24 protein-coding genes are annotated in these 23,957 nt (G+C 74.0%); 11 read left to right on the top strand and 13 right to left on the bottom strand.

What is annotated here, in order from left to right; all coding sequences use genetic code 11:
* Positions 1-16: 16 nt before the first annotated feature.
* A complete protein-coding gene (locus tag ACFPFQ_RS13225) occupies positions 17-808 on the bottom strand; it encodes a mechanosensitive ion channel family protein (protein ID WP_379618357.1) in 792 nt (263 codons plus the stop codon).
* 283 nt (positions 809-1,091) lie between these two features.
* On the opposite strand from ACFPFQ_RS13225, the gene ACFPFQ_RS13220 reads away from it, so the two are divergent.
* The 5 genes from ACFPFQ_RS13220 (at position 1,092) to ACFPFQ_RS13200 (ending at position 4,670) form a co-directional block, all read left to right on the top strand.
* Positions 1,092-2,114, top strand: coding sequence for a hypothetical protein (locus tag ACFPFQ_RS13220; RefSeq protein WP_379618355.1), 1,023 nt, complete (start codon positions 1,092-1,094; stop codon positions 2,112-2,114).
* Positions 2,111-3,055 carry an ATP-grasp domain-containing protein gene (locus tag ACFPFQ_RS13215; protein ID WP_379618353.1) on the top strand — a complete coding sequence of 315 codons (945 nt, stop codon included), beginning with the start codon at positions 2,111-2,113 and terminating at the stop codon, positions 3,053-3,055. The genes ACFPFQ_RS13220 and ACFPFQ_RS13215 overlap by 4 nt, the downstream gene beginning before the upstream one ends.
* Positions 3,048-3,827: a hypothetical protein gene (locus tag ACFPFQ_RS13210; protein WP_379618351.1), complete on the top strand. Its 780-nt coding sequence runs from the start codon at positions 3,048-3,050 to the stop codon at positions 3,825-3,827. Before ACFPFQ_RS13215 ends, ACFPFQ_RS13210 begins: the two co-directional genes overlap by 8 nt.
* Before the next feature lie 127 nt (positions 3,828-3,954).
* Positions 3,955-4,128, top strand: a complete 174-nt coding sequence (locus ACFPFQ_RS13205) for a hypothetical protein (protein WP_379618349.1) — start codon at positions 3,955-3,957, stop codon at positions 4,126-4,128.
* Complete coding sequence (locus tag ACFPFQ_RS13200; RefSeq protein ID WP_379618347.1) at positions 4,125-4,670, top strand: TetR/AcrR family transcriptional regulator; 546 nt, start codon at positions 4,125-4,127, stop codon at positions 4,668-4,670. Before ACFPFQ_RS13205 ends, ACFPFQ_RS13200 begins: the two co-directional genes overlap by 4 nt.
* Before the next feature lie 4 nt (positions 4,671-4,674).
* Here ACFPFQ_RS13200 and ACFPFQ_RS13195 read toward each other — a convergent pair whose 3' ends face one another.
* The 3 genes from ACFPFQ_RS13195 to ACFPFQ_RS13185 are packed head-to-tail and all read right to left on the bottom strand — an operon-like array spanning position 4,675 to position 7,362.
* Complete coding sequence (locus tag ACFPFQ_RS13195) at positions 4,675-5,505, bottom strand: arylamine N-acetyltransferase family protein (protein WP_379618345.1); 831 nt, start codon at positions 5,503-5,505, stop codon at positions 4,675-4,677.
* A gap of 19 nt (positions 5,506-5,524) precedes the next feature.
* Positions 5,525-6,202 (bottom strand): response regulator transcription factor, encoded by a 678-nt coding sequence (locus ACFPFQ_RS13190; RefSeq protein WP_379618343.1) that lies wholly within the window; start codon positions 6,200-6,202, stop codon positions 5,525-5,527.
* A complete protein-coding gene (locus tag ACFPFQ_RS13185) occupies positions 6,199-7,362 on the bottom strand; it encodes a histidine kinase (RefSeq protein WP_379618341.1) in 1,164 nt (387 codons plus the stop codon). The genes ACFPFQ_RS13190 and ACFPFQ_RS13185 overlap by 4 nt, the downstream gene beginning before the upstream one ends.
* Positions 7,363-7,557: 195 nt before the next feature.
* Between ACFPFQ_RS13185 and ACFPFQ_RS13180 the strand changes: the two genes are divergently transcribed.
* Positions 7,558-7,998 (top strand): DUF1707 SHOCT-like domain-containing protein, encoded by a 441-nt coding sequence (locus ACFPFQ_RS13180; protein ID WP_379618339.1) that lies wholly within the window; start codon positions 7,558-7,560, stop codon positions 7,996-7,998.
* A 16-nt stretch (positions 7,999-8,014) separates the two neighbouring features.
* On the opposite strand, the gene ACFPFQ_RS13175 is transcribed toward ACFPFQ_RS13180, so the two are convergent.
* The 3 genes from ACFPFQ_RS13175 to ACFPFQ_RS13165 all read right to left on the bottom strand — a co-directional run bounded on the left by ACFPFQ_RS13175 (position 8,015) and on the right by ACFPFQ_RS13165 (position 10,110).
* The gene (locus tag ACFPFQ_RS13175) at positions 8,015-8,215 is read right to left on the bottom strand and encodes a hypothetical protein (protein ID WP_379618337.1); all 201 of its coding nucleotides are present in this window, start codon (positions 8,213-8,215) and stop codon (positions 8,015-8,017) included.
* 117 nt (positions 8,216-8,332) lie between these two features.
* Positions 8,333-9,142 (bottom strand): esterase/lipase family protein, encoded by an 810-nt coding sequence (locus tag ACFPFQ_RS13170; protein ID WP_379618335.1) that lies wholly within the window; start codon positions 9,140-9,142, stop codon positions 8,333-8,335.
* An 86-nt stretch (positions 9,143-9,228) separates the two neighbouring features.
* Positions 9,229-10,110 carry an ABC transporter substrate-binding protein gene (locus ACFPFQ_RS13165; protein ID WP_379618333.1) on the bottom strand — a complete coding sequence of 294 codons (882 nt, stop codon included), beginning with the start codon at positions 10,108-10,110 and terminating at the stop codon, positions 9,229-9,231.
* Positions 10,111-10,156: 46 nt separating this feature from the next.
* On the opposite strand from ACFPFQ_RS13165, the gene ACFPFQ_RS13160 reads away from it, so the two are divergent.
* Positions 10,157-10,732, top strand: a complete 576-nt coding sequence (locus ACFPFQ_RS13160; protein ID WP_379618331.1) for a TetR family transcriptional regulator — start codon at positions 10,157-10,159, stop codon at positions 10,730-10,732.
* A 123-nt stretch (positions 10,733-10,855) separates the two neighbouring features.
* On the opposite strand, the gene ACFPFQ_RS13155 is transcribed toward ACFPFQ_RS13160, so the two are convergent.
* The gene (locus ACFPFQ_RS13155; protein ID WP_379618329.1) at positions 10,856-12,337 is read right to left on the bottom strand and encodes a phytoene desaturase family protein; all 1,482 of its coding nucleotides are present in this window, start codon (positions 12,335-12,337) and stop codon (positions 10,856-10,858) included.
* 44 nt (positions 12,338-12,381) lie between these two features.
* Between ACFPFQ_RS13155 and ACFPFQ_RS13150 the strand changes: the two genes are divergently transcribed.
* Genes ACFPFQ_RS13150 through ACFPFQ_RS13140 form a run of 3 tightly spaced genes read left to right on the top strand, consistent with a single transcriptional unit; the run spans position 12,382 to position 15,076 of the window.
* On the top strand, positions 12,382-13,149 hold the full coding sequence (locus tag ACFPFQ_RS13150; RefSeq protein ID WP_379618327.1) for an enoyl-CoA hydratase/isomerase family protein: 768 nt from the start codon (positions 12,382-12,384) through the stop codon (positions 13,147-13,149).
* Complete coding sequence (locus ACFPFQ_RS13145; protein WP_379618325.1) at positions 13,146-14,627, top strand: AMP-binding protein; 1,482 nt, start codon at positions 13,146-13,148, stop codon at positions 14,625-14,627. The genes ACFPFQ_RS13150 and ACFPFQ_RS13145 overlap by 4 nt, the downstream gene beginning before the upstream one ends.
* Positions 14,627-15,076, top strand: coding sequence for a GNAT family N-acetyltransferase (locus tag ACFPFQ_RS13140; RefSeq protein WP_379618323.1), 450 nt, complete (start codon positions 14,627-14,629; stop codon positions 15,074-15,076). The genes ACFPFQ_RS13145 and ACFPFQ_RS13140 overlap by 1 nt, the downstream gene beginning before the upstream one ends.
* 51 nt (positions 15,077-15,127) lie before the next feature.
* On the opposite strand, the gene ACFPFQ_RS13135 is transcribed toward ACFPFQ_RS13140, so the two are convergent.
* Genes ACFPFQ_RS13135 through ACFPFQ_RS13125 form a run of 3 tightly spaced genes read right to left on the bottom strand, consistent with a single transcriptional unit; the run spans position 15,128 to position 18,605 of the window.
* Positions 15,128-16,267 carry an ABC transporter ATP-binding protein gene (locus ACFPFQ_RS13135; RefSeq protein WP_379618321.1) on the bottom strand — a complete coding sequence of 380 codons (1,140 nt, stop codon included), beginning with the start codon at positions 16,265-16,267 and terminating at the stop codon, positions 15,128-15,130.
* A 42-nt stretch (positions 16,268-16,309) separates the two neighbouring features.
* Complete coding sequence (locus ACFPFQ_RS13130) at positions 16,310-17,428, bottom strand: acyl-CoA dehydrogenase family protein (RefSeq protein ID WP_379618319.1); 1,119 nt, start codon at positions 17,426-17,428, stop codon at positions 16,310-16,312.
* Complete coding sequence (locus ACFPFQ_RS13125) at positions 17,421-18,605, bottom strand: acyl-CoA dehydrogenase family protein (RefSeq protein ID WP_379618317.1); 1,185 nt, start codon at positions 18,603-18,605, stop codon at positions 17,421-17,423. The genes ACFPFQ_RS13130 and ACFPFQ_RS13125 overlap by 8 nt, the downstream gene beginning before the upstream one ends.
* Positions 18,606-18,722: 117 nt before the next feature.
* On the opposite strand from ACFPFQ_RS13125, the gene ACFPFQ_RS13120 reads away from it, so the two are divergent.
* Entirely contained in the window at positions 18,723-20,408 is a 1,686-nt protein-coding gene (locus tag ACFPFQ_RS13120) for a CocE/NonD family hydrolase (RefSeq protein WP_379618315.1), read from the top strand.
* Positions 20,409-20,486: 78 nt separating this feature from the next.
* Here the strand turns inward: ACFPFQ_RS13120 and ACFPFQ_RS13115 are convergent, their stop codons facing one another.
* Together ACFPFQ_RS13115 and ACFPFQ_RS13110 are read right to left on the bottom strand one after the other, a co-directional pair.
* On the bottom strand, positions 20,487-21,917 hold the full coding sequence (locus ACFPFQ_RS13115; RefSeq protein WP_379618313.1) for a rhamnulokinase: 1,431 nt from the start codon (positions 21,915-21,917) through the stop codon (positions 20,487-20,489).
* Positions 21,914-23,944 carry a bifunctional aldolase/short-chain dehydrogenase gene (locus tag ACFPFQ_RS13110; RefSeq protein WP_379618311.1) on the bottom strand — a complete coding sequence of 677 codons (2,031 nt, stop codon included), beginning with the start codon at positions 23,942-23,944 and terminating at the stop codon, positions 21,914-21,916. The genes ACFPFQ_RS13115 and ACFPFQ_RS13110 overlap by 4 nt, the downstream gene beginning before the upstream one ends.
* Positions 23,945-23,957: the final 13 nt, after the last annotated feature.

Genomic DNA, 23,957 nt, shown 5'->3' with positions numbered 1-23,957 from the left:
CAGGGCCAGGCCCGGGTCAGGCCCGGTTCGTCCCTCCCGGCGCGTAGGCGCCGTGGCCGTTGCCCGCGGGCGCCATCGGCTCCGTGACCATCCCATTCGAGCCCGCCGTGCCGTTCGCAGCCGCCGTGTTCGCCGCGGCCCGCGCCGCAGGCGCCTCCTGCTCGGCCTTCGTCAGCACCTTCTCCCAGCGCTGGCGCATCGGCCCGATGAGCCCACCACCGACGCCGACGACGAGGATCCCGCCGACCGTCGCGAGCACGGTGATCAGCACCGGCAGGGTCACCTCGATGGCGATCCCGACCTGGCTCAGCGCCGCGATGACACCGAGTCCGATGATGAAGATCGAGGCGATGTTCGCGACGACCCGCCCGTAGGACAGCCCGCCCATGGCCCCGGTCACGAAGTCGCGCACCGCGTTGGCGATGGCCGCGGCGATCACCACGATGACGATCGCGACGATGATCCGCGGCAGGTAGGCGACGATGCCGGCGAGCAGGTCACTGACCGGGTTGCTGCCGAACGCCCCGAAGGCGATCTGCAGCGTGATCAGCAGGATCGCGTAGTAGACGAGCGCCGCGATCAGGCCACCGGCGTCATAGGACGAGCGGGCCAGCGCCTGCCCGATGCCACCGCGCTCGACGAGCCGGTCGAACCCGACCTTCGTGAGCACCACCGAGACGACCTTGCGCAGCGCCTTCGCGATCAGCCATCCCACCAGCATGATCACCACGAACAGCAACAGCTTCGGCACGAATGTCGCCACGACGGCCACGCCGTCCGCCAGCGCCCTCTGGATGTTCTCCCACACGGTGTCCTGCCTCCCTGAACAGTTGCCCCGAGGTGGTCTCACCACGGTTGACCAGTGGCTATCCCGTGATCGTCGCGGTCACACCAAGATCACCTGTGCGGGTGACGCCCACACTGACGTTTTGGTAAGGACTTGCTGTCCGTTCCGTCGACGAACCTGGCCCGCGGTCCAGTGGCAGGCGGCCGGAGTTCCGCGATGCTGATCCGCAGGCAGAACCCGGACATCCGGGTCCAACAGAACGAGATCGCCGACTCGGTGATCCGCGGATGTGAGGGAGAAGTCGATGAGGGGCTCAGCGGACGAGGTGACCACGAACGCGTTCGGCGAGGAGGGGGACGACCCGCGTGCGTCGCACCAGCCCGTCGTCATCCCGATCGTCGATCCGGGACCCGGCAACGGCCCCATCGACGGCGGTGGCGCCACCACCCTGCTGCTCGGAGAGGAGGGTGACGACCCGTGGGGACACGAGTCCCCGCCGATCATCGACCCGGCGCGCGTCCCGCACGACCCCATCCCCAACGACCCCGGCCCCGCCAACGACCCCGGCCCGCACGACCCCACCACCTTCGCCTTCGGCGAGGAGGGCGACGACCCGCACCAGCCGATCCCCCACGACCCCACCACGCTGCTGCTGGGTGAGGAGGGCGACGACCCGGGACGGATCCCGAACGACCCCGGCCCCGGTGACGAGCACAGCCCGCACGACCCCACCACCTTCGCGTTCGGTGAGGAGGGCGACGACCCGTGGCACCACGACCCCGGGCCCGTCGTCACCACGAACGCGCTCGGCGAGGAGGGCGACGACCAGCACATCCCCGGACCCGTCATCACCTCGCACTTCGTCGGCGAGGAAGGCGACGAGACCCCCCACCACCCCGCAGGCGATGTCACCACCAACGCACTCGGCGAAGAGGGCGACGACCCCCACGCACCGATCGTCGTGCACAAGGAACCGCAGACCGTCCAGGACGCGGGGCACGGCACCATCGACAACGGGCCGCACAACACCGGTGCGCCCAAGGACTCCGAGGACTTCGGCCACGGGCACACCCCCGCCGCGCCGGTGGCGCACTACGTCGACCCCGCTCCGCTGGGCACCTACTACGGCCCCGACGAGCCCACGCTCGACAGCATCGACCTCTCGCAGCTGCACCAGCACCACGTGGAGCCGGCGCCCGAGGAGCCGCACCAGCAGGAGCAGTCCCACCACGACGACCACCACGACGGCTCGCACTATGCTGCCGCGGATGCCGGGCACGGCCACGAGGCGCCCACCGGTGGCGATTGGGGTGACGCGGCACTGTGACGGCTTCAGCGAGCACGGCGGCGGTCGGGGTCATCGGTCGCGCCACTGATCCGCACGCCGCCGCGGTCGCCCGCCACGCGGCCGACCGCGGCGCGACGGTGCGGCTGATCGACACGATGCTCCCGGAGTTCGGTCGCTGGCGCTGGCAGGACGGTCGGCTCCTCGACCACGACGGCGCGGAGGTGCGGCTCGCGGCGGCCTACGTCCGTGCGGTCGCGGTGCCGGTCCCCGTCCATCGCGAGAGCGTCGTCGACCACCGGGAGCTCGCCGGCTGGCTCGCCACCACGGAGCGGGGCCGCCGGTCGCACCTGCACGCCCGCTCCGTGCACGCCGGGCTCGAGTCGAGCGGCACGCTCATGGTCAACTCGGTGGACGCCACCTGGTTCCACCGCAGCAAACCCGCTGCCGACCTGCGGTTGCGCGCCGCGGGCATCCGCACCCCGCGGTGCCTGGTCACCGACCGGCCCGAGGCCGTTCGGGAGTTCGTCGACACGGTCGGGGAGACGGTGACCAAGCCGATCGCGGGCGGCGGCGAGTGCGTGGCCGTCGACCCGGCGCGGCTCACCGACACCGACCTGGCGGGCCTGCGCACCGCACCGGCACTGTTCCAGGAACGGGTCCGCGGCGACGACCTGCGCATCTACGTGGTCGACGGCGAGGTCGTCGCCGCCACCCACATCAAGACCGAGGCACTGGACTACCGCGGCAAGGAGGACGACGTGATCGCCATCGCCGCCGACGACGAGCTGGCCGCGCTCAGCCGCGCCGTTGCCGTCGCGCTGGGCCTCGTCTTCACCGGCATCGACATCAAGCGCGGCGTCGACGGCCTGCTCACGGTCCTCGACGCCAACCCGTCACCGATGTTCCTCGGCATCGAGAACCGGACCGGCCTGCCCATCACCGCCCGGCTCGCCGATCGGCTGGTGGCCGCCGGTGCCTGAGGTGCTGTTCGTCCTCGAGGGCGACGACCCCGGCGCGGCACTGCTCGCCGCCGCCTTCCGCCGCCACGGCTGGCGCGCCCGCCTGCTCGACGTGCGGTTCACCCGGCCGACGCTCGACGCGTGCGCCGAGCCGGCAGGCGCCGTCCGCATCGACGGGAACGGGGACGCGCCCGACATCGTGATCAACCGGACGGCCACGAGTGGCCTCGGCCTGCCCGGTCCCGCTGCGCTGGAGCGCCAGCTCCCGCTCACCTGGTCGGGCCGCCACCTCGCCGCCCGCGAGGAGCAGGGGCTGCTGCTCGCGGTGTTCGACTGCTGGGATCGCGACAGCAGGCTCTACAACCCGGTGCGGGCACAGGATCGGCGGCTGGTCGCCGCGCTCCCGACCCGTGTAGACCTCCCACCGGACGGACGCCGGGGCGCCTGCTGGATCGTCGACGACACCATCGTCGCGGCCTGCGCCGAGCAGGACGGCGGTGGCTGGCGCCAGGTGGCCGTGTCGGCGGCCACCGCGGAGCTCGCCCGCGGCGTCGCCGCAACATCCGACCTGCGCCTGGGCCAGGTCGACTGCTGGCAGCAGCGGGGTGGCTCGACCATCGTCACCGACTGGTCCCCGATCCCGCCGTTCCACACGCTGCGCGCTCGAACCGGTATCGACGTGGCCGCACTGGCCGTGGCCGCGCTCGTCGGGGAGCCGGTGGCGGCCGCACCGCCGTTCCTGGCCGCCGACCTGGAGTCGAACCTGCTCGCCCCGCCCTCCGCGCGACCCTGACGCGGACGCGGCCCCGACCCCGACGGCGCCAACGGTTTGGCCACGGCGCCGACGTCACGACATTGGCGCGGTGGCTACGGGGTTGGCGCGGTGAGCGGCCGGCCCGACGGCGCTGGTCGGGCTGCTCGTGGACCCGCCGGCCGTCACGGTGCTCGACGAGCCCACCAACAACCTCGACCTCGCCGGGATCGAGCAGCTCGTGGACGCGCTGGCCGGGTACCGCGGCGCGCTGATCGTGGCCGGCCACGACGAGCGGCTGCTCACCGACATCGGCGTCACGCAGCGCTGGGCAGCTGCGTGAGCGCCCGGCCCGGCGGCCGCTCGGCCCGGGTGCGGGCCGAGGTGCTCGAGGCCGTGCTCGGCGAGCTGGTCGAGCACGGTGTCGACGGGCTGACGGTCGACGGGGTGGCCGCGCGGGCGGGTGTGCACCGCAGCACGCTCTACCGGCGCTGGACCGACGTGGGCGGGCTGCTCGTGGACGCACTCGCCGACGCCGCGGACGACGACTGGGCACCGCCCGACACCGGCTCGCTCGCCGGTGACCTGGCGGCTCTCAACCGGGAGGTGCTCGACACGGCACCGTTGACGGGAGCCGTGCTGGCCGCGTCCTTCCGGTCCCCGCCGCCCGCCGCGGCGCTGCGCGCGTTCTGGGCCGATCGCTACGCGCGCTGCGCGGTGGTGGTGCAGCGGGCCGTCGCCAGGGGTGAGGTGCCGGCCGGTACCGACCCGACGGCGGTGCTGGTGGCGGCGACGGCACCGATCTTCCACCACCTGTTCCTGCTGGGTGACGGGGTCACCCACGCCCAGTCGGACGCCTACGCCGCCGCGGCCGCCCGCTCCTGACGGCTCAGGTCAGCCTGCGCACGAGCTCGTTGACGCGGTCGGTGGCGAGGTGCACGCCCAGCTCGGCCAGCACCGCGCCCAGCTCGTCGGGGGTGACCGGCCGCTCGTCGCGGGAGCCGTCGGGGTGCTCGACGGTGTGCGTCCAGCCCACCAACCGGCGGCGCACACCCGGCGCCAGCCGCATCACCACGAGCTGCCCGGTGAACGGCGACTTCGGGTACGTCGCGACGTAGTGGTGGGCCATCTCGTAGTCGACCTGGTGCTGCGGGAGCGGGCTCAGTGAGTGCAGCGCGGTCCAACCCCGGGTGGTCTGCACCGACAGCGTCCACAGCAGGCCGTCGCGGGTGATGCGGTGCCGCCAGCCGGCCTGGTCGGCCTCGGCGCCGTCGCGCAAGGGCATCGGGCGCAGCAGCCCGGACCCGAACCCGACGTCGACGAGGTGCTCCTGCCCGTCGACGGGCACCACGAGCGCCATGTGCGTGGCCGGGCCGGGCCGCCACGGCTGCACCCGCGACATCCGTCGCGAGACCGTGAAACCCAGGCGTTCCAGCACGGCCGCGAACAGCAGCGCGTTCTCGAAGCAGTAGCCACCCCGGCGCTGGTCGACGAGCTTCGCGACGATCGAGTCGAGCGCGACGCCGGGGTGCTGGCCGAGCACGACGTCGACGTTCTCGAACGGGACGGTGAGCACGTGCGCCTCGTGCAGCGAGGTGAGCGACTCCAGCGAGGGGGGCACGTTCCGCGGGTGGCCGATCAGATCCAGGTAGGCGTCGACGTCGACGGCATCGACCTGCCACTCGTCTTGCCGCTCGTCAGGCGCGGTTTCCTGCGTCATGCCCCCATCCTGCGCCCCCTCAGCCCGCCCAGCCCGGGCGGACCATGCCGCTCTCGTAGGCCATCACCACCAGCTGGGCGCGGTCCCGGGCACCCAGCTTGATCATCGCGCGGCTCACGTGCGTCTTCGCCGTGGCCGGGCTGACGTAGAGCTCCTGCGCGATCTCGTCGTTCGTGCGGCCCGCGGCGACGTGGGTGACGACCTCGCGCTCCCGCTCGGTCAGCGAGTCGAGCAGCGTGCGCAACCGCCGGTCGGGCTGGACGTCGCGGGTGCGCGTGGCGAACTCCTCGATCAGCGCGCGCGTGACGACGGGAGCGAGCAGTGCGTCGCCGCGGTGCACCACCCGGATCGCGTGCACCAGCTCCGCGGGCTCGATGTCCTTCACCAGGAACCCGCTCGCCCCGAACCGGACGGCGTCGAACACGTAGGAGTCGTCGGTGAAGGTGGTCAGCACGATCACCCGCACCCCCGCGAGCGCGGGTTCCGCGGCGATCGTGCGGGTGGCCGCGAGCCCGTCGGTGCCGGGCATCCGGATGTCCATCAGCACCACGTCGGGCAGCGCCTCGCGGGCCAGCTTCACCGCGGCCGCGCCGTCCTCGGCCTCGCCCACCACCTCCATGTCGGGCTGCGGGCGCAGCAGCGCGCGGAACCCGGCCCGCACCAGCGCCTGGTCGTCGGCGAGCAGCACCTTGATCACGAAGACCACCCGATCGGCGACACCGGCAGGTGCGCGAGCACCCGGTACCCGCCGTCGGGATGCGGACCGGCGGTGAGCGAGCCGCCCAGCGCGCGGGCGCGCTCACGCATCCCGGGGATCCCGTTCCCTTGAACAACACTGCCGCCATCGGAAGAACCGGAACCGGTGTCGTCGACCTGCACGGTCAGCTCGCTCTCGTCATAGGTCACCCGCACCTCGGCGCGCGCCGGACCGGCGTGGCGACGGGTGTTGGTGAGCGCCTCCTGCACGATCCGGTACGCCGCGAGGTCGACGCTGGGCGGCAGCTCCCGCGACGCACCGACGACCTCGACCTCGACGGGCAGGCCGGCGGCGCGCGTGTCGGCGACCAGCGCGTCGAGCCTGCCGAGCCCGGGCACCGGGTGGTGCGGCGGCGCCTCGTCCACCCCGCGCAGCACCCCGAGGGTGGCACGCATCTCGCGCAGCAGGTCCTTGCTCGACTGCTTGATCGCGGTGAGCGCGGTGCGGGCCTGCTCCGGGTCGTCGTCCATGAGGTAGAGCGCCACGCCGGCCTGCACGTTGATCAGCGAGACGTGGTGGCCGAGCACGTCGTGCAGCTCCTGCGCGATGCGCAGCCGCTCCTCGCTGCCGCGACGGCGCTCGATCTCGGCGCGGGCCGCGCGGGCCTGCGCCACGCGCTCACCGCGCATCCGCCAGCCCTCCGCGGCCAGGCTCAGCGCGGTGAGCACCGACAGCCACAGTGCCAGCCCGGTCAACGCGGCCTCGTCGCCGGGATAGCGGACCAGGAAGACGATCGCCAGCGCGGCGAGCCCCACCCCGGCGATCGAGTAGGCCGCGACCCGGTGCCCGGCCGCGATCGCGGAGAACAGCGCCACCAGCGAGGCGACGAAGATCGGTCCGAAGGGGTAGCCGAACGCGAGGTAGGCGATCAGCGCGAGCACGGCCACCGCGAGCGTCGCCGGGGGGTGGCGGCGGCGCACCACCAGCACGATCGGGCCGATCGCCACGAGCACCACGGCGAGCAGGTCGAGCGGGCGCGCCCCGGTCTGGTGCAGCCTGGCGAACCCCGTGCCGCCCGCCAAGATGGCGGCGACACCCAGCGGCAGGATCACGGTGGGCAGCACGCCACCCCACCACGACGGTCGCTGGGCTGTCGGCACGGGACAACGGTAACCAGCCCGCGTCCGTCCGGCGTCGCCCGCCGGGCGCAGGTGACCTACCACGGCGGGCGCAGCCGGCACGCGGCTGCTGCGCCCGGCGACCGACGAGACCGGCCTTCCCCACGCCGATGCGCGACGCGGAGCGCAGCCACCAGCATCGGAGATCGAGACCACCGACGATCGAGGGTGACCGAGATGACGATCCACGAATCGCACCTGCGCGTGTCCGACACCGAGCGCGAAGCGGTGGCGACGACGCTGCGTGACGCCGCGACCGAGGGACGGCTCACGCTGGAGGAGACCGACGAGCGGCAGGCGACCGCCTACGCCGCCCGAACGCGCGAGGACCTCATGGTGCTGACCGCTGACCTGCCGCGACCCGAACCCGCGGCGGCGCCGGTGCGACGCGGACGCGGTGAGCTGACCGCAGCGGCGCGGCGGAGACTCGCGGTGCATGCCGCCGTCGTGGCGGTGATCGCGGTGGCGATGCTGGCGCGGTGGGCGCTGGGGCCGACTGCTCCGGGTCCGGCACCGTGGTTCTGGCCTGCGGTACCGCTGTTCTGGCTGACGATCAGTGTGGTGGTGCACCACCGCCGGGCGGCGCGGGAGCCCGCCCCGGCGCTGGCCACCACCTGAACTACTGGTCGAACAACTAACGGACGCTCAGCGCCTGCTCGGCGTCGAGACCCAGCATGGCGAGCATCTCCGCACAATCCGCCGCGTCGATGCAACGTCCGGCGACAACCCGGACGGCCTTGCGATTCTGTACATCATTGCTCACCGCGAGGGACTCCTGCGCTGCTGCGAAGTGCCCGTTGTCGTCGGTGGTAGAAGGGTTTCCGGTCCAGCCCATGTGTCCGTGACTCCCTTGTTCGTCTCGCACGCCCAACCGGGGGGATGGGCAGCTGACCCATGTGACTCTACCGTGCTTCTGCCGATCAAGCTCGGTGGAGTCCAGAATCGGCGCAGGTCAGGCGGCATCCGTGGTGTCAGACGTGTCGGAATCGTGACGTTCGGCCGCCCAGACGGCCAGCCTGGGGGCCAACGCCGCGAAGACATCGGGGTCGATGCCGAGCCCGGTGTGGCTGCTGCTGACCTCCACCCAGTCGGCGTGCGGATCGCGGCAGGACTCCCAGCCGACCACCCCGTCGACGCGCGAGTAGAAGGCGAGTGCCGGCATCACCAATGCGGCCGCCAGTCCGGCCGCCGTGCTGTCGCGGCACGGCCCCTCGACGCACGCACGGTCGGCCAGGCCCGGGACGCCGAGTGCCGAGGCACGCAGCACCCACGGGAGCGCGACGGACGCCAGTCCCTTGACGTCGAGCGGGTTGAGCACGGGGCTGCCGAGCGTCACCAGCGCCCGCACCAGATCGGGGCGCTGCACCGCCACCAGCCGGCACAACATCCCGCCGCGGCTGTGCCCGAGCAGGACGACCGGGCCGCCGGTGGCGCGGGCGTGCTCGTCGACGCGGCGGACCAGTCGCTCCACCAGCGCCTCGGTGCAGCCCATGTTCATCCCGAGCCCGGCACCGGTGGTGGCGTAGCCGCGGCGTTCGAGCCAGCGGCACAGCACGCCCATGCTGGCGTCGATCCCACCGAAACCGGGCACGACCACCACACCGACGCCCGCACCCTCCGCGACCGCCGAGCGCCACACCTCGTGGCCGTAGAGCGCACTGCGACCGATGCCGACCACCGGCCCGAACTGGTGCACCAACGCCCGTGCCGTGCGCGTGACCCGCTCCCACGGCGTGATCGGTACCGCGTTCTCCACCACCATGATGATCACCGTCCTTGCCGAGCCCTTCCAGGCGAAAATCGTAGGACGGCGGTGACCGGCCGGCAAAGCGCAGGCACCGCGCGCCGTCACGGCAGGTGAACAACTCGACCCGGTGGAGGTACGGGCACGGCGTCGGGGTGCAGCGCCCACGCCAGCGCCTCGATCCCGTCGACCAGCCGCGGCCCGGCGCGCACGACGTAGGCGGCGGAGTCGATGGCCACCACCGCATCGGCGGGCAGCAGCTGCCGCACGGCCTCGGCCTGCGCGACGGCGTCGGCGAGCCCGAAACCGCACGACGCCACCAGCACGACGTCGACGGGCAGCGCGGCGAGCGCGTCCCAGGTGGCGGTGACCGAGCGGCCGCCCTCGCTCCCGCCCACCGGCTCGCCCCCGGCCCGGCGCACCAGCTCGGGCACCCAGTGCCCGGCGAGGAAGGGCGGGTCGGTCCACTCCAGCGTCAGCACGCGGGGGCGCGGGCGCCCGGTGACGGCGGCGCGCACCGCGGCCAGCCGGGTCTCCAGTTCCGCCACGAGGTCGGCGGCCCGCTCCGTGCCGCCGCGGCGCCCGACCTCCGCGATCGCGGCCAGCACGTCGGCGACGGTGTGCGGGTCGATCGAGAGCACGTCCGCGTCGCAGCCGATCACCGCGAGCGCGTCGGCCACCGTGCCGGCCGGGAGCGCGCAGACCCGGCAGAGGTCCTGGGTGAGGATCAGGTCCGGCGCCAGCGCGGCCAGCGCCGCGGCGTCAACCTCGTACATCGGCAGGCCGCGCGCGACCCGGTCGCGCACGACGGCGTCGATCTCCCCCGGTGGCAGGCCCGGCGGCAGCGCGGTGTCGACGACGACCGGCACGCGGTCGCGGATGCCGGCCGGATGGTCGCACTCGAAGGTGACGGCGACGAGGTCGTCCACGAGCCCGACGGCGGCCGCGATCTCCGTGGCGGCGGGCAGGAGCGAGGCGATCCGCATGCGGCCGACTGTACCTAACCAGGTGGTTACACCTACGCTGCACGCCGTGCCACCCGACTCCACCGCCACCCGCAAACGGCTGCTCGACGCGGCCGAGGCCGAGTTCGCCCGCTACGGGGTCGCCGGGGCCAGGGTCGACCGGATCGCCGCCGAGGCCGGAGCCAACAAGAGGCTGATCTACGTCTACTACGGCAACAAGCAGCAACTGTTCGACACGGTGGTCACCGCGGCCCGCACCCGCCTCGCCGCCGCTGTCCCCGTCCACACCGACGACCTGCCCGGATACGCGGGCAGCCTGTTCGACGCCTTCGTCGCGAACCCGGAGATCCTGCGGCTCACGCTGTGGCGCTCGCTGGAACGCCCCGCCCACGCCGCCGCCGACCTCGACCTCTACCGCACCAAGGTGATCGCCCTGCGCGCCCGGCGTGAGGACGGCAAGCTTCCCGCCACGTTCGACCCGGTCGACCTGCTGGCGATCGTCGAAGCACTCGCGACGACCTGGTTCCTCACCTCCCCCGCGCTGGCCAGCCTCGCCGCCGACGGCCCGAGCACGGTGGAGCGGCTGGCGGTGCACCGGGAGGCCGTGATCGAGACGGTGCGGCGGATGCTGGAGCTGCCGTAGGCGCGGTCTTCGCACACCGTGGCAGGTCCTCGCACACGTTGGACACCGTGCGAGGACGGGTGCAGGCATGCGACGTCGGGCTGGGTGCGCGTTCGCTGCGAGCAACCCCGACGCCCAGCGCCGCTAGCGCTGAACGCCCAGCACCGCCATCGCCGCGTTGTGGCCGGGGATCCCGCTCACCCCGCCACCGCGACGCGCGCTCGCGCCGCACACCAGCACCCGGGTGTGCTCGGTCTCGACGCCCCACGGGCCGTGGTCGTCCTCGGCCCACGGCCAGCGCAGGTCGCCGTGGAAGATGTGGCCGCCGGGCAGGCCCGCCTCGCGGTCGAGGTCCACCGGCGTCTTCGCCTCCAGGCACACCTGCCCCGACGGCGCGCGCAGCAGGCAGTCCTCGATCGGCTCGGCCAGCACGCTGTTGACCGACGCCAGCGTGCGCGCCAGCGCGACCGCCGTGGCCGCGGGATCCGCGAAGAGCGCGGCGGGCATGTGGGTGCCGAACAGCGTGAGCGTGTGCACGCCGCTCGCGCGCAGGTCCGGGCCGAGTATGGAGCCGTCGGTGAGCGAGTGGCAGTACACCTCCGACGGGGGCAGGTCCGGTATCTGCCCGCGCGCCGCCTGCTCGTGCGCCGCCGCGAGCTGGGTCGCGCTCTCGTTGATGCGGAACGTCCCGACGAACGCCGTCCGCGGGTCGACGTCCGGGTCCTTCAGCCGCGGCAGGCGGGAGAGCACCATGTTCACCTTGAGCTGGCAGCCCTCCTGGCCGTTGCGGGGCGGCATGTTGACGAGCACGTGCCCACCGGTGACGGCGTGTTCGACACCCTCCGTGTCGACGAACGTGACCTCGCCCGACGGGTCGACGTCTCGCACCTCGCACCCCGTGCGGATCTCCGCTCCGGCCGCCTGCGCCGCCGCCGCGAGCGCGTCGGACACCGCACCCATGCCGCCGACCGGGACCTTCCAGTCCCCCGTGCCGTCGCCGATGACGTGGTAGAGGAAGCAGCGGTTGGCGAGCAGGTCGCGGTCCGGGTCGGCGAAGGTGCCGATCAACGCGTCGGTGGCGACGATGCCGCGCACGAGGTCGCTGGCGAAGTGCTCGGTGAGCGCCTCCCCGACGGGCCGCTCGAACAGTGCCTGCCACGCCGCCTCGTCGTCGACGAGCGCGCGCATCGCGGCCCGGTCCACCAGCGGTTGCAGCAGGGTGGGTGCGACGCGCTGCGCGACGCGGCCGGTCATGGCGTAGAAGCGGTGCCACGCCTCGCGATCCGGCGACCCGATGCGCGCGAACGACGCGGCGGTGCCGGCCGGGTCGTCCCGGTCGATCAGCAGGCCCGTGTCGCCCACCGGCGCGTACGCCGACACCGTGCGGCGCCGCAGCTCGATGCGCAGCCCCAGGTCCGCCACGATTGCCGACGGCAGCAGCGACACCAGGTAGGAGTAGCGCGACAGCCGCGCGTCCACGCCGGGGAACGCCGCGGCCGAGGCGGCGAGCCCACCCACCCGCTCCTGCCGTTCCAGCAGCAGCACCCGCTTGCCGGCCCGGGCCAGGTACGCGGCCGCCACCAGGCCGTTGTGCCCGCCGCCTGCGATCACCACGTCATAACGCACGGGATCGACAGTACGGCGGTGCCGTCCCGGTTAGCCTGACGCTCGTGAGCTCCCCGCAGCCCCGCAACAGCACCGCCGAGTTCACCGCCGACGGCGCCATCGGCACCATCCGGCTCAACCGCCCGGAGCGGCTCAACGCCGTCGACCCCGCACTGGTCGAGGATCTGCTCGCCGCGCTCGCCGCTGCGCGCGCGGCCGACGTCCGGGCGCTCGTCCTCACGGGCAACGGCCCCGCCTTCTGCGCGGGCCACGACCTCAAGCAGGAACCCCAGCCGCACGACCCGGCAGCGGCCCGCGCCCGCATCGACCGCATCCAGGACGTCACGCGGGCCCTGCGCGCGGCGCCGTTCCCGGTGATCGCCGCTGTGCACGGCTACGCGCTCGGCGCGGGCTGCGAGTTCGCGCTGGGCTGCGACCTGGTCGTCGCCGACGAGACGGCCCAGTTCGGGTTCCCCGAGGTCAGCGTCGGGCTCAGCGTCACCGGGGGCATCTCCCGGCTGCTCACGCTCACCGTCGGGCCGATCAAGGCGAAGGAGCTCGTGCTGCTCGGGGCCCGGTTCGGCGCGGCCGAAGGGGCGACGCTGGGGCTCGTCACCCGCGTCACCGCGCCCGGCGAGCACGAGTCCACGGCACGGGCGCTGGCCACCGAGCTGGCCGGGCGCCCCCCGTTCGCGCTCGCGCTGGCCAAGGAACTGCTCGACGCCGGCCTCGACGGCACCCTCGAGGACGCCTTCGACCGCGAGGTCGGCGCCGCACTGCGCACCGAGCACAGCGGTGAGGACGCCGCGGCCCGCGCCGGCTTCGCCCGGTGAGCACCCTCGCGGCTGCCGTCGTCCGCGCCGCGCAGCGGTGGCCCGACCGGGAGGCGTGGACGTTCGTCGATACCGACGGTGCCACCGCTCGGCTCACGTTCACGCAGGTCGAACGGTGCACGGCCGACCGCGCCGCGGTGCTCGCCGCGCACGGCATCGGCGCCGGTGACCGGGTGGCGGTCCTGCTGCGCAACGTGCCCGACTTCCCGCTGACCTGGCTCGCGCTGGCCCGCCTCGGCGCGGTCATGGTGCCCGTCAACGTCACCTACCGCAGCCATGACGCCGGGCACCTGGTGCGCGACTCCGGCACCCGGCTGGTCGTCACCGCCCGCGAGTTCAGCGAGGTCGCCACGGCGCTCGGGGTGCCCGTCCTGCTCGTCGAGGACCTGCCGGCCGCCGGAGCCCGGCCGCCGCTGGACGGGGCGGGCCCCGACGACCTGCTCAACGTCCAGTACACCTCCGGCACCACCGGGCTGCCCAAGGGCTGCCTGCTCACCCACCGCTACTGGACGCAGCTGGCGGCGGGGATGGTCAGCGGGTACCCGCGGCTCGGCGCCGACGACGTGCTGCTGACCTGCCAGCCGTTCTCCTACATCGACCCCCAGTGGAACGTCGCCACCGCGCTGCACGCCGGCGCCCGGCTGGTGGTGCTGGACCGCTTCCACCCGACGACGTTCTGGGCCGCGGTCCGCGAGCACGCCGTCACCTACTTCTACTGTCTGGGGCTGATGCCGACGCTGCTGCTGCGGATGCCGCCCGACCCGCTCGACCGGATGCACCAGGTCCGCGCGGTCCAGTGCTCAGCGATCCCCCGCGCCCTGCACGCCGCGCTCGAGCAGCGCTGGGGCGTGCCGTGGACCGAGGCGTTCGGCATGACGGAGACGGGTGCCGACCTGCGCGTCGACGCCGCCGACCACGACCGCACCGTCGGCACGGGCTGCATCGGCAGGCCCATGCCGTACCGGGAGGTGCGCGTCGTGGACGCTGGCGGGCACGACGTGGCCGCCGGGGAGACCGGCCAGATGCTGCTGCGCGGGCCCGGGATGATGCTCGGCTACCACGGTCTGCCGTCGCCGTTCGTCGACGGCTGGTTCGCCACGGGTGATCTCGTGCACCGCGACGGCGCCGGGCTCGTCCACTACGCGGGCCGGCTCAAGGACATGATCCGGCGCAGCGGCGAGAACATCTCCGCGGCCGAGGTCGAGGACGTGCTGGCGCGCCATCCCGCGGTGCGGCTCGCCGCGGTCGTGCCCGTGCCCGACGAGCTGCGCGGCGAGGAGGTCAAGGCGTACGTGGTCGCGACGGGCGACGTGCATCCGCGCGAGCTCGCCGCCCACTGCGCCGAGCTGCTCGCCCCCTTCAAGGTGCCGCGCTACTGGGAGCTGCGCACCGAGCTGCCGCTGACCCCGTCGGAACGGGTAGCCAAGGGCCGGCTGCCCCGCACCGCCGCGGGTGCCCACGATCGCCAGGAGAGCTGATGCCCGTCCGCCCTGCCGAACCCGCCGACCTCGACGCGATCTGCGCGATGATCAAGGCCCACGCCGAGCTCGAGGGTGGCGCCGTGGCGTTGCACCTGACCGAGCTGCACGAGACCCTGTTCGCCGACCACGCGATCGGCCACGCCCTGATCGCCACGCCACCCGGTTCGACGGTCCCGGCGGGCTGCGCGCTGTGGTACCGCACGTTCTCCACCTGGGCGGGTCGCCGCGGCATCTGGTTGGAGGACCTCTACGTCGAACCCGAGCACCGCCGCCACGGGCTGGGGCGCGAGCTGCTCATGGCGCTGCGCGCGGCCACCACCGGGCGCGTCGAGTGGGACGTGGCCCGCGCCAACGACGGCGCGCAGGCCTTCTACCGGTCGCTGGGTGCCGAGCCGATCGAGGGCTGGACGCGGTTCCGCTGGGCACCCACCACCCCGCAACCCTGACCGCGCCAATCCACTGGCCACGGCGCCGACGTCCCGACGTCGGCGCGGTGGTCACGGGGTCGGCGCGGTCGGGTGCAGCAGTGCGCGTCCCGTGACGGGGTCGAACACGTGGGCGCGGCGGGCATCGACCACCAGCTCCGCGACGTCACCGGGGCGCAGCCGGGAGTGCGACGGCAACCGCGCCGCGAGCCGCGCCCCGTCGGCCTCCCCCGCCACCTGCAGCCGCGCGTTCAGCACGCTGTGGTGGCCGTGCGGCTCGACGCCGTGCACCACCGCGCGCAGCGTGACGGCGGCGGGGTCGGCATCGGCGCCGGCCTCGTGGACGTCCTCGGCGCGCAGCCCGACCAGCACCGGGTCGCCGTCGCGCAGCCCGGCGGGCGCCGGACCCCACAGCGGCAGCGTCCGCACGCCGATCCGGTAGCCCGCGTCACCGCCGCCCGTGACCAGCCGCGCGGGCAGCAACGCGATCGCGGGCTCACCCAGGAAGCCGGCGACGAACACGTCGGCCGGGCACTCGTAGACCGTGCGCGGCCGGTCCACCTGCACCACGACGCCGTCGCGCAGCACGGCGAGCCGATCCCCGACGGCCATCGCCTCGCTCTGGTCGTGGGTGACGTACAGCGCGCCGGCCCCGAGCTGGCGCACCAGCGCGACGATGGTCTGGCGGGTGCGGATGCGCACCGGTGGGTCGAGGTGGGCCAGCGGCTCGTCGAGCAGGAACGCCGACGGGACGCGCACCATCGCCCGCCCGATGCCGGCCAGCCCGTTCTCCCCCGGCGACAGCGTGCGCGGCATGCGGGTGAGCAACCGCCCCAGCCGCAACCGCCTGCCGCGATCGTCGATGCGCCTGTCGGCCTCCTCGGCGGTGACGGTGCCGCGCGCCCGGACCGACATCGCCATGTTCTCGGCGACGTCGAGGAACGGCACGAGCGTGGTGGCCTGGAAGACCATCGCGAGATCGCGCTCGGGGGTGGTGACCGCCGTGACGTCGCGGCCCGCCACGAGCGCCCGCCCACCGCGCAGGCGCTCGAACCCGGCAACGGCACGCAGCGCCGTGGTCTTGCCCGAACCGGACGGGCCGACCACGGCGAGCACCTCACCGGGCTGGGTCAGCAGCGTGACGCCACGCAGCACCGGCGCCCCGTGGCCGTAGCCGACGGTGGCGTCGACCAGGCCGGACGCGCATTCCACCGGACAACGCTAGCCCCGGCCGCGCGTCCGGCGCAGCCCGTTTCAGCCGGTGGCCACGGCCATCACCCCGTTGGACACCGCCGTGTCGAGCGCCGCGGCGGCGATGTGTTCCCGGTGTGCGGCCGCGCTCCCGAGCAGTGCCGCGTCGGTGACGGCGCGCTTGAAGTACAGGTGCGTCGGGTGTTCCCAGGTGAAGCCGATGCCGCCGTGCATCTGCACCGTGTCGGCGGCGACGCTCTGGAACGCCTCCGAGCAGACGGCCTGGGCGATGCTGACCGCAAGGTCAGCATCGTCGGTGCCGTCCTGCAGTGCCCACGCCGCGTGGTAGGCGGCGGACCGGGCGTGCTCCACGCGCACGAACATGTCGGCGCACCGGTGCTTGACGGCCTGGAACGACCCGATCGGCCGGCCGAACTGCAGGCGCGTCTTCGCGTAGGCGACGGTGGTGTCGAGCAGCCGCTGCGCGCCACCCACCTGCTCGGCGGCCAGCAGCGCGCCACCGACCCGCAGCGCGTGGGTGATCGCCCGCTCGGCGTCGGCGCCGGTGGCGAGCAGGCGGGCCGGGGTGGCGTCGAACACGACCGTGGCCTGCCGGCGCGTCTGGTCCAGTGTGGACAGCGGCGTCCGCTCGCCGCCCTCGGTGGCGTAGAGCCCCGGCACGCCGTTGTCGGTGGCGGCCACGAGCAGCACGTCCGCAGACCCGTCGACGACCTGGGTGACGGTGCCGGTCAGCGCGCCGCCGCTCGCGGTGACGGTGACCAGCCCGGCGTCGAAGCGCCCGGCCCGGTCGGGGACGGCGAACGCCGCGGTGCGGTTGCCCTCGACGAGGTCGGCGAGCACCTCGTCGCCGCCCAGCTCCACCAGCGCCGGGATCGCCAGCCCGACGGTGCCGAACACCGGACCGGGCACGAGCGCGGTGCCGAACTCCTCGGCCACCACGGCCTGGTCGACGAGCCCGCCGCCGGCGCCACCGAGCGACTCGGGCACGGCGAGCCCGAGCACGCCTAGCTCGCCACCGAGCCGGGCCCAGACGGCCGCGTCGTAGCCGGACGCGGTCTCCATCAGCGTCCGGACCGTGGCCTCGGACAGCGCTCCGGCGGCGAACTTGCGGACCGCCGCGCGCAGGTCCTGCTGCTCGGCGGTGAAGACGTACTCAGCCACGGGGGATGTCCTTCCATGCCTTGCCGGAATCGGCACGCAGATCGCCCGGCAGCCCGAGGATCCGCTCGCCGAGGATGTTGCGCAGCACCTCGGACGTGCCGCCCTCGATGGTGTTGGCGCGCGAGCGCAGGAACCGCTGCTGCACCGGGCCGCGGTAGTCCGCCACGCGTTCCACGCCGCGCAGCGTGTAGTCGCCGTAGAGGGTGGCCTCCGGGCCGAGCAGTTCCATGCAGAACTCGTAGACGTCCTGGTTCAGCTCGGCCATCACCAGCTTGCCGATCGATCCCTCCGGGCCGGGCTGCCCGGACGTGGCGCCGACACGGGCGCGCTGGTCGGTGAGCCGCTGCGCCTCGGCGCGGGTCCACAGCGTCGCGAGCTTGTCGCGCAGCACCGGCGTGTGCAGGTCGGGCCGCCGCGCCCACAGCTCCACGGCGTCGGCGATCGAGCCGTTGCCCCGCACCGACGACGTGCCGCCGATGGCCGAGCGCTCGTTCATCAGGGTGGTCATCGCGACGCGCCAGCCGTTGCCGACGGCACCGAGGCGGTGGCTGTCGGGGATGCGGGCATCGGACAGGTAGACCTCGTTGAACTCGGCCTGCCCGGTCATCTGCCGCAGCGGCCGCGTCTCGACACCGGGGGCGTGCATGTCGAGCACGAAGTACGTGAGGCCCTTGTGCTTGGGCTGGTCGGGGTCGGTACGCGCGATGAGCAGCGCGTAGCGGGCGACGTGCGCCAGCGTCGTCCAGACCTTCTGCCCGTTGATCACCCACTCGTCGCCGTCGAGCACCGCCGACGTGGCGAGCCCGGCGAGGTCGGATCCCGCACCCGGTTCGGAGAACAGCTGGCACCAGATGTGCTCGGTGCTCGCGAGCGGGCGCAGGATCTCCCTGGCCAGCTCGGGCTGCCCGTGCTCGAACACGGTGGCCGCGGCCATCCCGTGCCCGATCGGGTTGAGCGACATCGGGTTGGGGGCGCCCGCGCCCTGCAGGATGGCGTCGGCGCGCGCCTGCAACCCGCGCGCGACGCCCAGCCCGCCCAGCCCGACCGGGAAGTGCACCCACGACAGCCCGGCGTCGTAGACCGCCCCGAAGAACTCCTGCGTCGGGGTGGTGCGCGGATCGTGCGCCTCCACCACCTGCTGGGCCGTCTTCTCGACGAGCCCGCTCTGATCGTCCATTCGCCTCGCCTCTCGTGACAGTCAGGGCTGACCGTACGAGACGCTGCCGGGCAATACTAGAGGCGAATTCGGGCGAGGCACGTTGACGATCGCCGATGCGGGTGGCTCCATGGTGGGGTGACCGACACCAGCAGCATCACCGGCGAGGCGCTGTCCGTTCCCGGCAGCATCGGCGGCAACCGCTACGACCTCGCGGACCGGATCGCGACCCGGCTGCTGCGGCTGCCGGCCGCGCGCACCGGCTACACCCGCCGCGAGGAGCGCACCCCGATGCGCGACGGCGCGGTGCTGGTGAGCGAGCACTACGTCCCCCTCACCGACCACCCGCTGGGCACCGTGCTGACCCGCACGCCCTACGGCCGCATGGGCCCGCTCGACGTCATGACGTCGCGGACGCTGGCCGCTCGCGGGTACCACGTGCTCGTGCAGAGCTGCCGGGGCACGTTCGGCTCCGGCGGGGAGTTCGACCCGATGGGCACCGATCACGACGACGCCCACGACACCGTCGCCTGGCTGCGCGAGCAGGAGTGGTTCGACGGCCGCCTCGCCACCACCGGCGCGTCCTACCTGGGCTGGACGCAGTGGGCACTGCTGGCCGACCCGCCGCCGGAGCTCAAGGCCGCCGTCGTGCTCGTCGGCCCGCACGACATGGGCGACGTCGTCTACGGCAGCGGCACGTTCTCGCTCAACGACTTCCTGTCCTGGAGCCATCAGATCGTGCACCAGGAGGACGGCGGCGGCCTGGTCTCGCGCGTGCTCAAGGGCGCCGCGGGCCGCAAGAAGCTCACCGCGGCGCTCAACACGCTGCCGCTGGGCGCCGCCAGCGACGGGTTCCTCACCGGGCAGGCGCCCTGGTACGCGAAGTGGGTCGGGCACCCCGACCCGAAGGACGCCTACTGGGGCCCGCGGCAGGCGATCGGCGCGCTGTCGACCGTCGACCTGCCGGTGCTGCTGATCAGCGGCTGGCAGGACCTGTTCCTGCGGCAGTCGATCGAGCAGTACACGGCCCTGCACGAGCGCGGGGTGGACGTCGCGCTGACGGTCGGTCCGTGGACGCACCTCGGGCTCGCCCTGCGCGGCTCGGGCATCTCCGGCCGCGAGACCCTGCAGTGGCTCGACGAGCACCTGGCGGGTGCCACCGGCCGCACCCGGTCGGCGCCGGTCCGCATCAACGTCACGGGGGCCGACGAGTGGCGCGAGCTGCCGGCCTGGCCGCCTGCCGCCACGACGCAGGAGCGCTGGCTGCGCCCGCACGGGGCGCTGGGCAGGGCCCGGTCCGAGGGCGACGGGCCGTTGGCGACGTTCCGCTACGACCCCGCCGACCCCACCCCGTCGGTCGGCGGGCGCGTCCTCACCGCCGGCGCGGGCGTGCACGACAACCGGGAGCTGGAGGCGCGCGCCGACGTCGTCACGTTCACCACCGAGCCGCTCTCGGCCGACCTGGACGTCATCGGCTCCCCCGTGCTGGAGCTGACCCACAGCAGCGACAACCCGCACGTCGACGTGTTCGTGCGGCTGTGCGACGTCGATCCGAAGGGCCGGTCGCACAACGTCTCCGACACGCTGCTGCGCCTCGACGCCTCCCACCCCGCCGGCACCCCGCGCACCCTGCGCCTGGAGCTCGACCCGTGCGCCCACCGGCTGCGGGTCGGCCACCGGCTGCGGCTGCTGGTGGCGGGCGGGGCGCACCCGCGCTGGGCCCGCAACCCCGGCACCGGCGAGCCGCCGCTGGTGGCGGCCACCCTCAAGCCCGCGGTGCACACGGTGCACGGCGGCAAGCTGGAGCTGCCGGTGGTCACCTGACGCTCGCACACACCGCAGCGCGCCCGCACACACCGCGCACGGTGTGTGCGGTGCCTCTGCGGTGTGTGCGAGCCGCGGTCAGGGGCCGTCGCGATGGAGGTGCGCATCCGCCGCATCCCAGGCCGCCGCCTCCCCCGAGGTTGCACTGCCGCGGGGCTCGTAGCGCGTGAGCGGCTGGGTGCGGCGGATCAGGGCGCGCAGTTCCCCCAGCCCGCCTGCCACCGCGCCCAGCGCCCTGGCCTGCACCAGCGCGTTGCCCAGCGCCGCCGCCTCGACCGGACCGGCGATCACCGGGAGGCCGCAGGCATCGGCCGTGAGCCGGCACAGCAGCGCGTTGCGGGCCCCACCGCCGACCACGTGCACGACGTCGACGTCGCGGCCCGAGAGCGCCACCGCCTCCCGGACGGTGCGGCGGTGGGCCAGCGCGAGGCTGTCGAGGATGCAGCGCACGATCCCGGCCCGCGACGTCGCGCCGGAGGCCGCCGTGATCCGCGCGGGCATGTTCCCGGGCGCGAGGAAGGCGGGGTCGCCCGCGTCCACCACCGCGGCGAGGCCCGGCTCGCGGGCGGCCGCGGCCAGCAGGTCGTCGAGCTCGGCGTCGGGCCACTCCCGCAGGCACTCCTGCAGCAGCCACAGCCCCATGACGTTGCGCAGGTACCGGACGGTGCCGTCGACGCCCAGCTCGTTGCTGAAGTTCGCCGCCCGGCTCGCCTCGGTCAGCACCGGCGCGGTGAGCTCCACCCCGACCAGCGACCACGTGCCCGTCGCGACGAACGCGAAGCGCTCCCCGTCCGCGGGCACGCCGACCACCGCAGAGGCCGTGTCGTGCGAGCCCACCGCGATGAGCGGGACGTCGCCGTCGAGACCGGCCTCCGCCAGCACCTGCGGCGCGAGCGCGCCGAGACGCTCCCCCGGTTCCACCAGCGGCGGGAAGAGTGCGGGGTCGATCCCCGCCCCGGTCATGACGCCCGGCGCCCAGCGCCGCGCCGCGACGTCGAGCAGCCCGGTGGTGGACGCGTTGGTCACCTCGGCCACGCGGGCGCCGGTGAGCCAGTAGGCCATCAGGTCGGGGATCAGCAGCAGCTGCCGGGCGGCCGCGAGCTGCGGCGTGCCGGCTGCGGCGACGAGCTGGTAGACGGTGTTGATCGGCAGCACCTGCACACCCGTCACGGCGTAGGGCACGGGCACCCGCTCGGGCACGCCGTCGGTGCGCGCGTCGCGGTAGTGCACCGGGTTGCCCAGCAGCGCCCCGGACGCGTCGAGCAGGCCGTGGTCGACGGCCCACCCGTCCACCCCGACGGCGTCCAGGTGCGGCCCGGCGGCGCGCAGCCCGTCGAGCACGCCCCGGTAGAGGCCCAGCACGTCCCAGTGCAGGGTGTCGCGCACCCGGACGGGGATGTTGGGGAAGCGGTGGACCTCGGTCAGCTCCAGCCGGTCCGGGCCGATCTCGGCCACCACCACCCGACCGCTGGACGCGCCGAGATCGACCGCAGCGACGCGCACGCTCATCGCAGGAACGCCGCCGCCACACCCGCGTCCACCGGGATGTGCAGGCCCGTGGTCTGCGCCAGGTCCCCGGCCGTCAGCGCGACGACCGCGGCGGCGACGTGCTCGGGGAGCACCTCGCGCTTGAGCAGCGTGCGCTGCGCGTAGAAGGCGCCCAGCTCCTCCTCAGGGACCCCGTAGACAGCGGCCCGCTGCGCGCCCCAGCCGCCGGCGAAGATGCCCGACCCGCGCACCACCCCGTCGGGGTTGATGCCGTTGACCCGGATCCCGTGCTCCCCCAGCTCGGCCGCGAGCAACCGCACCTGGTGGGCCTGGTCGGCCTTGGCCGCGCCGTAGGCCACGTTGTTGGGTCCGGCGAACACCCCGTTCTTCGACGCGATGTACACGATGTCGCCGCCGCCGCCGTCCGCGATCATGGCCCTTGCCGCGGCCTGCGCGACGAGGAACGAGCCCTTCGCCATCACGTCGTGCTGCACGTCCCAGTCACTCTCCGACGTCTCCAGCAGCGGCTTGGAGATCGACAGCCCGGCGTTGTTCACCACCAGGTCCACCCCGCCGAACGCCAGTGCCGCCGCGTCGACGGCCGCAGCCACCGCCGCCGCCGACGTCACGTCCACGGTCGCGGGCACGGCCACGTCGGAGCCGCCCAGTGACTCCGCGACCGCTGCGGCGGCGTCGGCGTCCCGGTCGGCGACGACCACGCACGCGCCCTCGGCCGCCAGCCGCACCGCGATCGCCCGCCCGATGCCGGAACCGCCGCCCGTCACGAACGCGACGCGGCCGGCCAGCGCACGGGGCTTCGGGCGCCGCGCCAGCTTGGCCTCCTCCAGCGCCCAGTACTCGATGCGGAACTTCTCCGACTCCGGGATCGGCGCGTAGGTCGACACCGCCTCCGCACCGCGCATCACGGTGATCGCGTTGACGTAGAACTCGCCTGCCACCCGGGCGGTCTGCTTGTCGGCGCCGAAGCTGAACATCCCGACGCCGGGCACGAGCACGATCGCCGGGTCGGCGCCGCGCATCGCGGGCGACGCCGGGGTGGCGTGGCGCTCGTAGTACGCCCGGTAGTCGTCGCGGTAGGCGGCGTGCAGCTCCCGCAGCCGCGCCACCACGTCCTCCAGCGGCGCCGACGGCGCCACGTCCAGCACCAGTGGGGCGACCTTGGTGCGCAGGAAGTGATCGGGGCACGAGGTGCCGAGCGCGGCCAGGGGACCGAGCTTCTCGCGCGCCAGGAAGTCCAGCACCGCGGGTGTGTCGGTGAAATGGCCGACCTGTCGGCGGTCGGTCGAGGCCAGCCCGCGCACCACCGGGGCGAGCGCCGCTGCCCGCGCACGGCGCTGGACGTCGGGCAGCGGTTCATATCCGGCACGCACCGCGCCGAACGGTTCCGGCGCGCCCCGGGAGTCGAGGTACGCCTGCGCCGTCGCGATGATCTCCCGCGACCGCGCCTCGCACTCGTCGCTCGTGTCGCCCCATGCCGTGATGCCGTGCCCGCCCAGTATCACCCCGATCGCCTGCGGATGGGCCTGCGCGACCGCGGCGATGTCGAGGCCCAGCTGGAAGCCCGGCCGCCGCCACGGCACCCAGACGACCCGGTCGCCGAAGATCTCCTTGGTCAGCGCCTCCCCGTCGGCGGCCGTCGCGATCGCGATGCCGGCGTCGGGGTGCAGGTGGTCGACGTGCGGGGCGTCGACGAGCCCGTGCATGGCCGTGTCGATCGACGGGGCGGCGCCGCCCCTGCCGTGCAGGCAGAAGTCGAAGGCCGCCACCATCTCGTCCTCGCGCTCGACGCCGGGATAGGAGCCGGTGAGCCCGCGCAGGCGATCGAGCCGCAGCACGGCCAGGCCCGCTTCGGTGAGGGTGCCCAGGTCGCCGCCGGAGCCCTTGACCCACAGCAGCGGCACATCCCCGCCCGTCGCCGGGTCGTGGCCGGAGCCCTTGGCCGATGTGTTGCCCCCGGCGTAGTTGGTGATGGTCGGGTCGGCACCGAGCCGGTTGCTGCGGGCGAGCAGGTCGTCGACGGTGCTCATGCGCCTCCCCTCC

It is taken from the genome of Pseudonocardia sp. GCM10023141 (assembly GCF_042653605.1).
The sequence above is the reverse complement of the archived record's forward strand: the minus strand, read 5'-3'. Positions and strand labels throughout refer to the sequence as shown.

What these genes read in the sequence shown, in the direction of transcription:
- ACFPFQ_RS13220 (WP_379618355.1), top strand. Translation starts at nt 1,092, where the DNA reads ATGAGGGGCTCAGCGGACGAGGTGACCACGAACGCGTTCGGCGAGGAG.
- ACFPFQ_RS13195 (WP_379618345.1), bottom strand. Translation starts at nt 5,505, where the DNA reads ATGACGCAGGAAACCGCGCCTGACGAGCGGCAAGACGAGTGGCAGGTC.
- ACFPFQ_RS13180 (WP_379618339.1), top strand. Translation starts at nt 7,558, where the DNA reads ATGACGATCCACGAATCGCACCTGCGCGTGTCCGACACCGAGCGCGAA.
- ACFPFQ_RS13175 (WP_379618337.1), bottom strand. Translation starts at nt 8,215, where the DNA reads ATGGGCTGGACCGGAAACCCTTCTACCACCGACGACAACGGGCACTTC.
- ACFPFQ_RS13170 (WP_379618335.1), bottom strand. Translation starts at nt 9,142, where the DNA reads ATGGTGGTGGAGAACGCGGTACCGATCACGCCGTGGGAGCGGGTCACG.
- ACFPFQ_RS13165 (WP_379618333.1), bottom strand. Translation starts at nt 10,110, where the DNA reads ATGCGGATCGCCTCGCTCCTGCCCGCCGCCACGGAGATCGCGGCCGCC.
- ACFPFQ_RS13140 (WP_379618323.1), top strand. Translation starts at nt 14,627, where the DNA reads ATGCCCGTCCGCCCTGCCGAACCCGCCGACCTCGACGCGATCTGCGCG.
- ACFPFQ_RS13125 (WP_379618317.1), bottom strand. Translation starts at nt 18,605, where the DNA reads ATGGACGATCAGAGCGGGCTCGTCGAGAAGACGGCCCAGCAGGTGGTG.
- ACFPFQ_RS13115 (WP_379618313.1), bottom strand. Translation starts at nt 21,917, where the DNA reads ATGAGCGTGCGCGTCGCTGCGGTCGATCTCGGCGCGTCCAGCGGTCGG.
- ACFPFQ_RS13110 (WP_379618311.1), bottom strand. Translation starts at nt 23,944, where the DNA reads ATGAGCACCGTCGACGACCTGCTCGCCCGCAGCAACCGGCTCGGTGCC.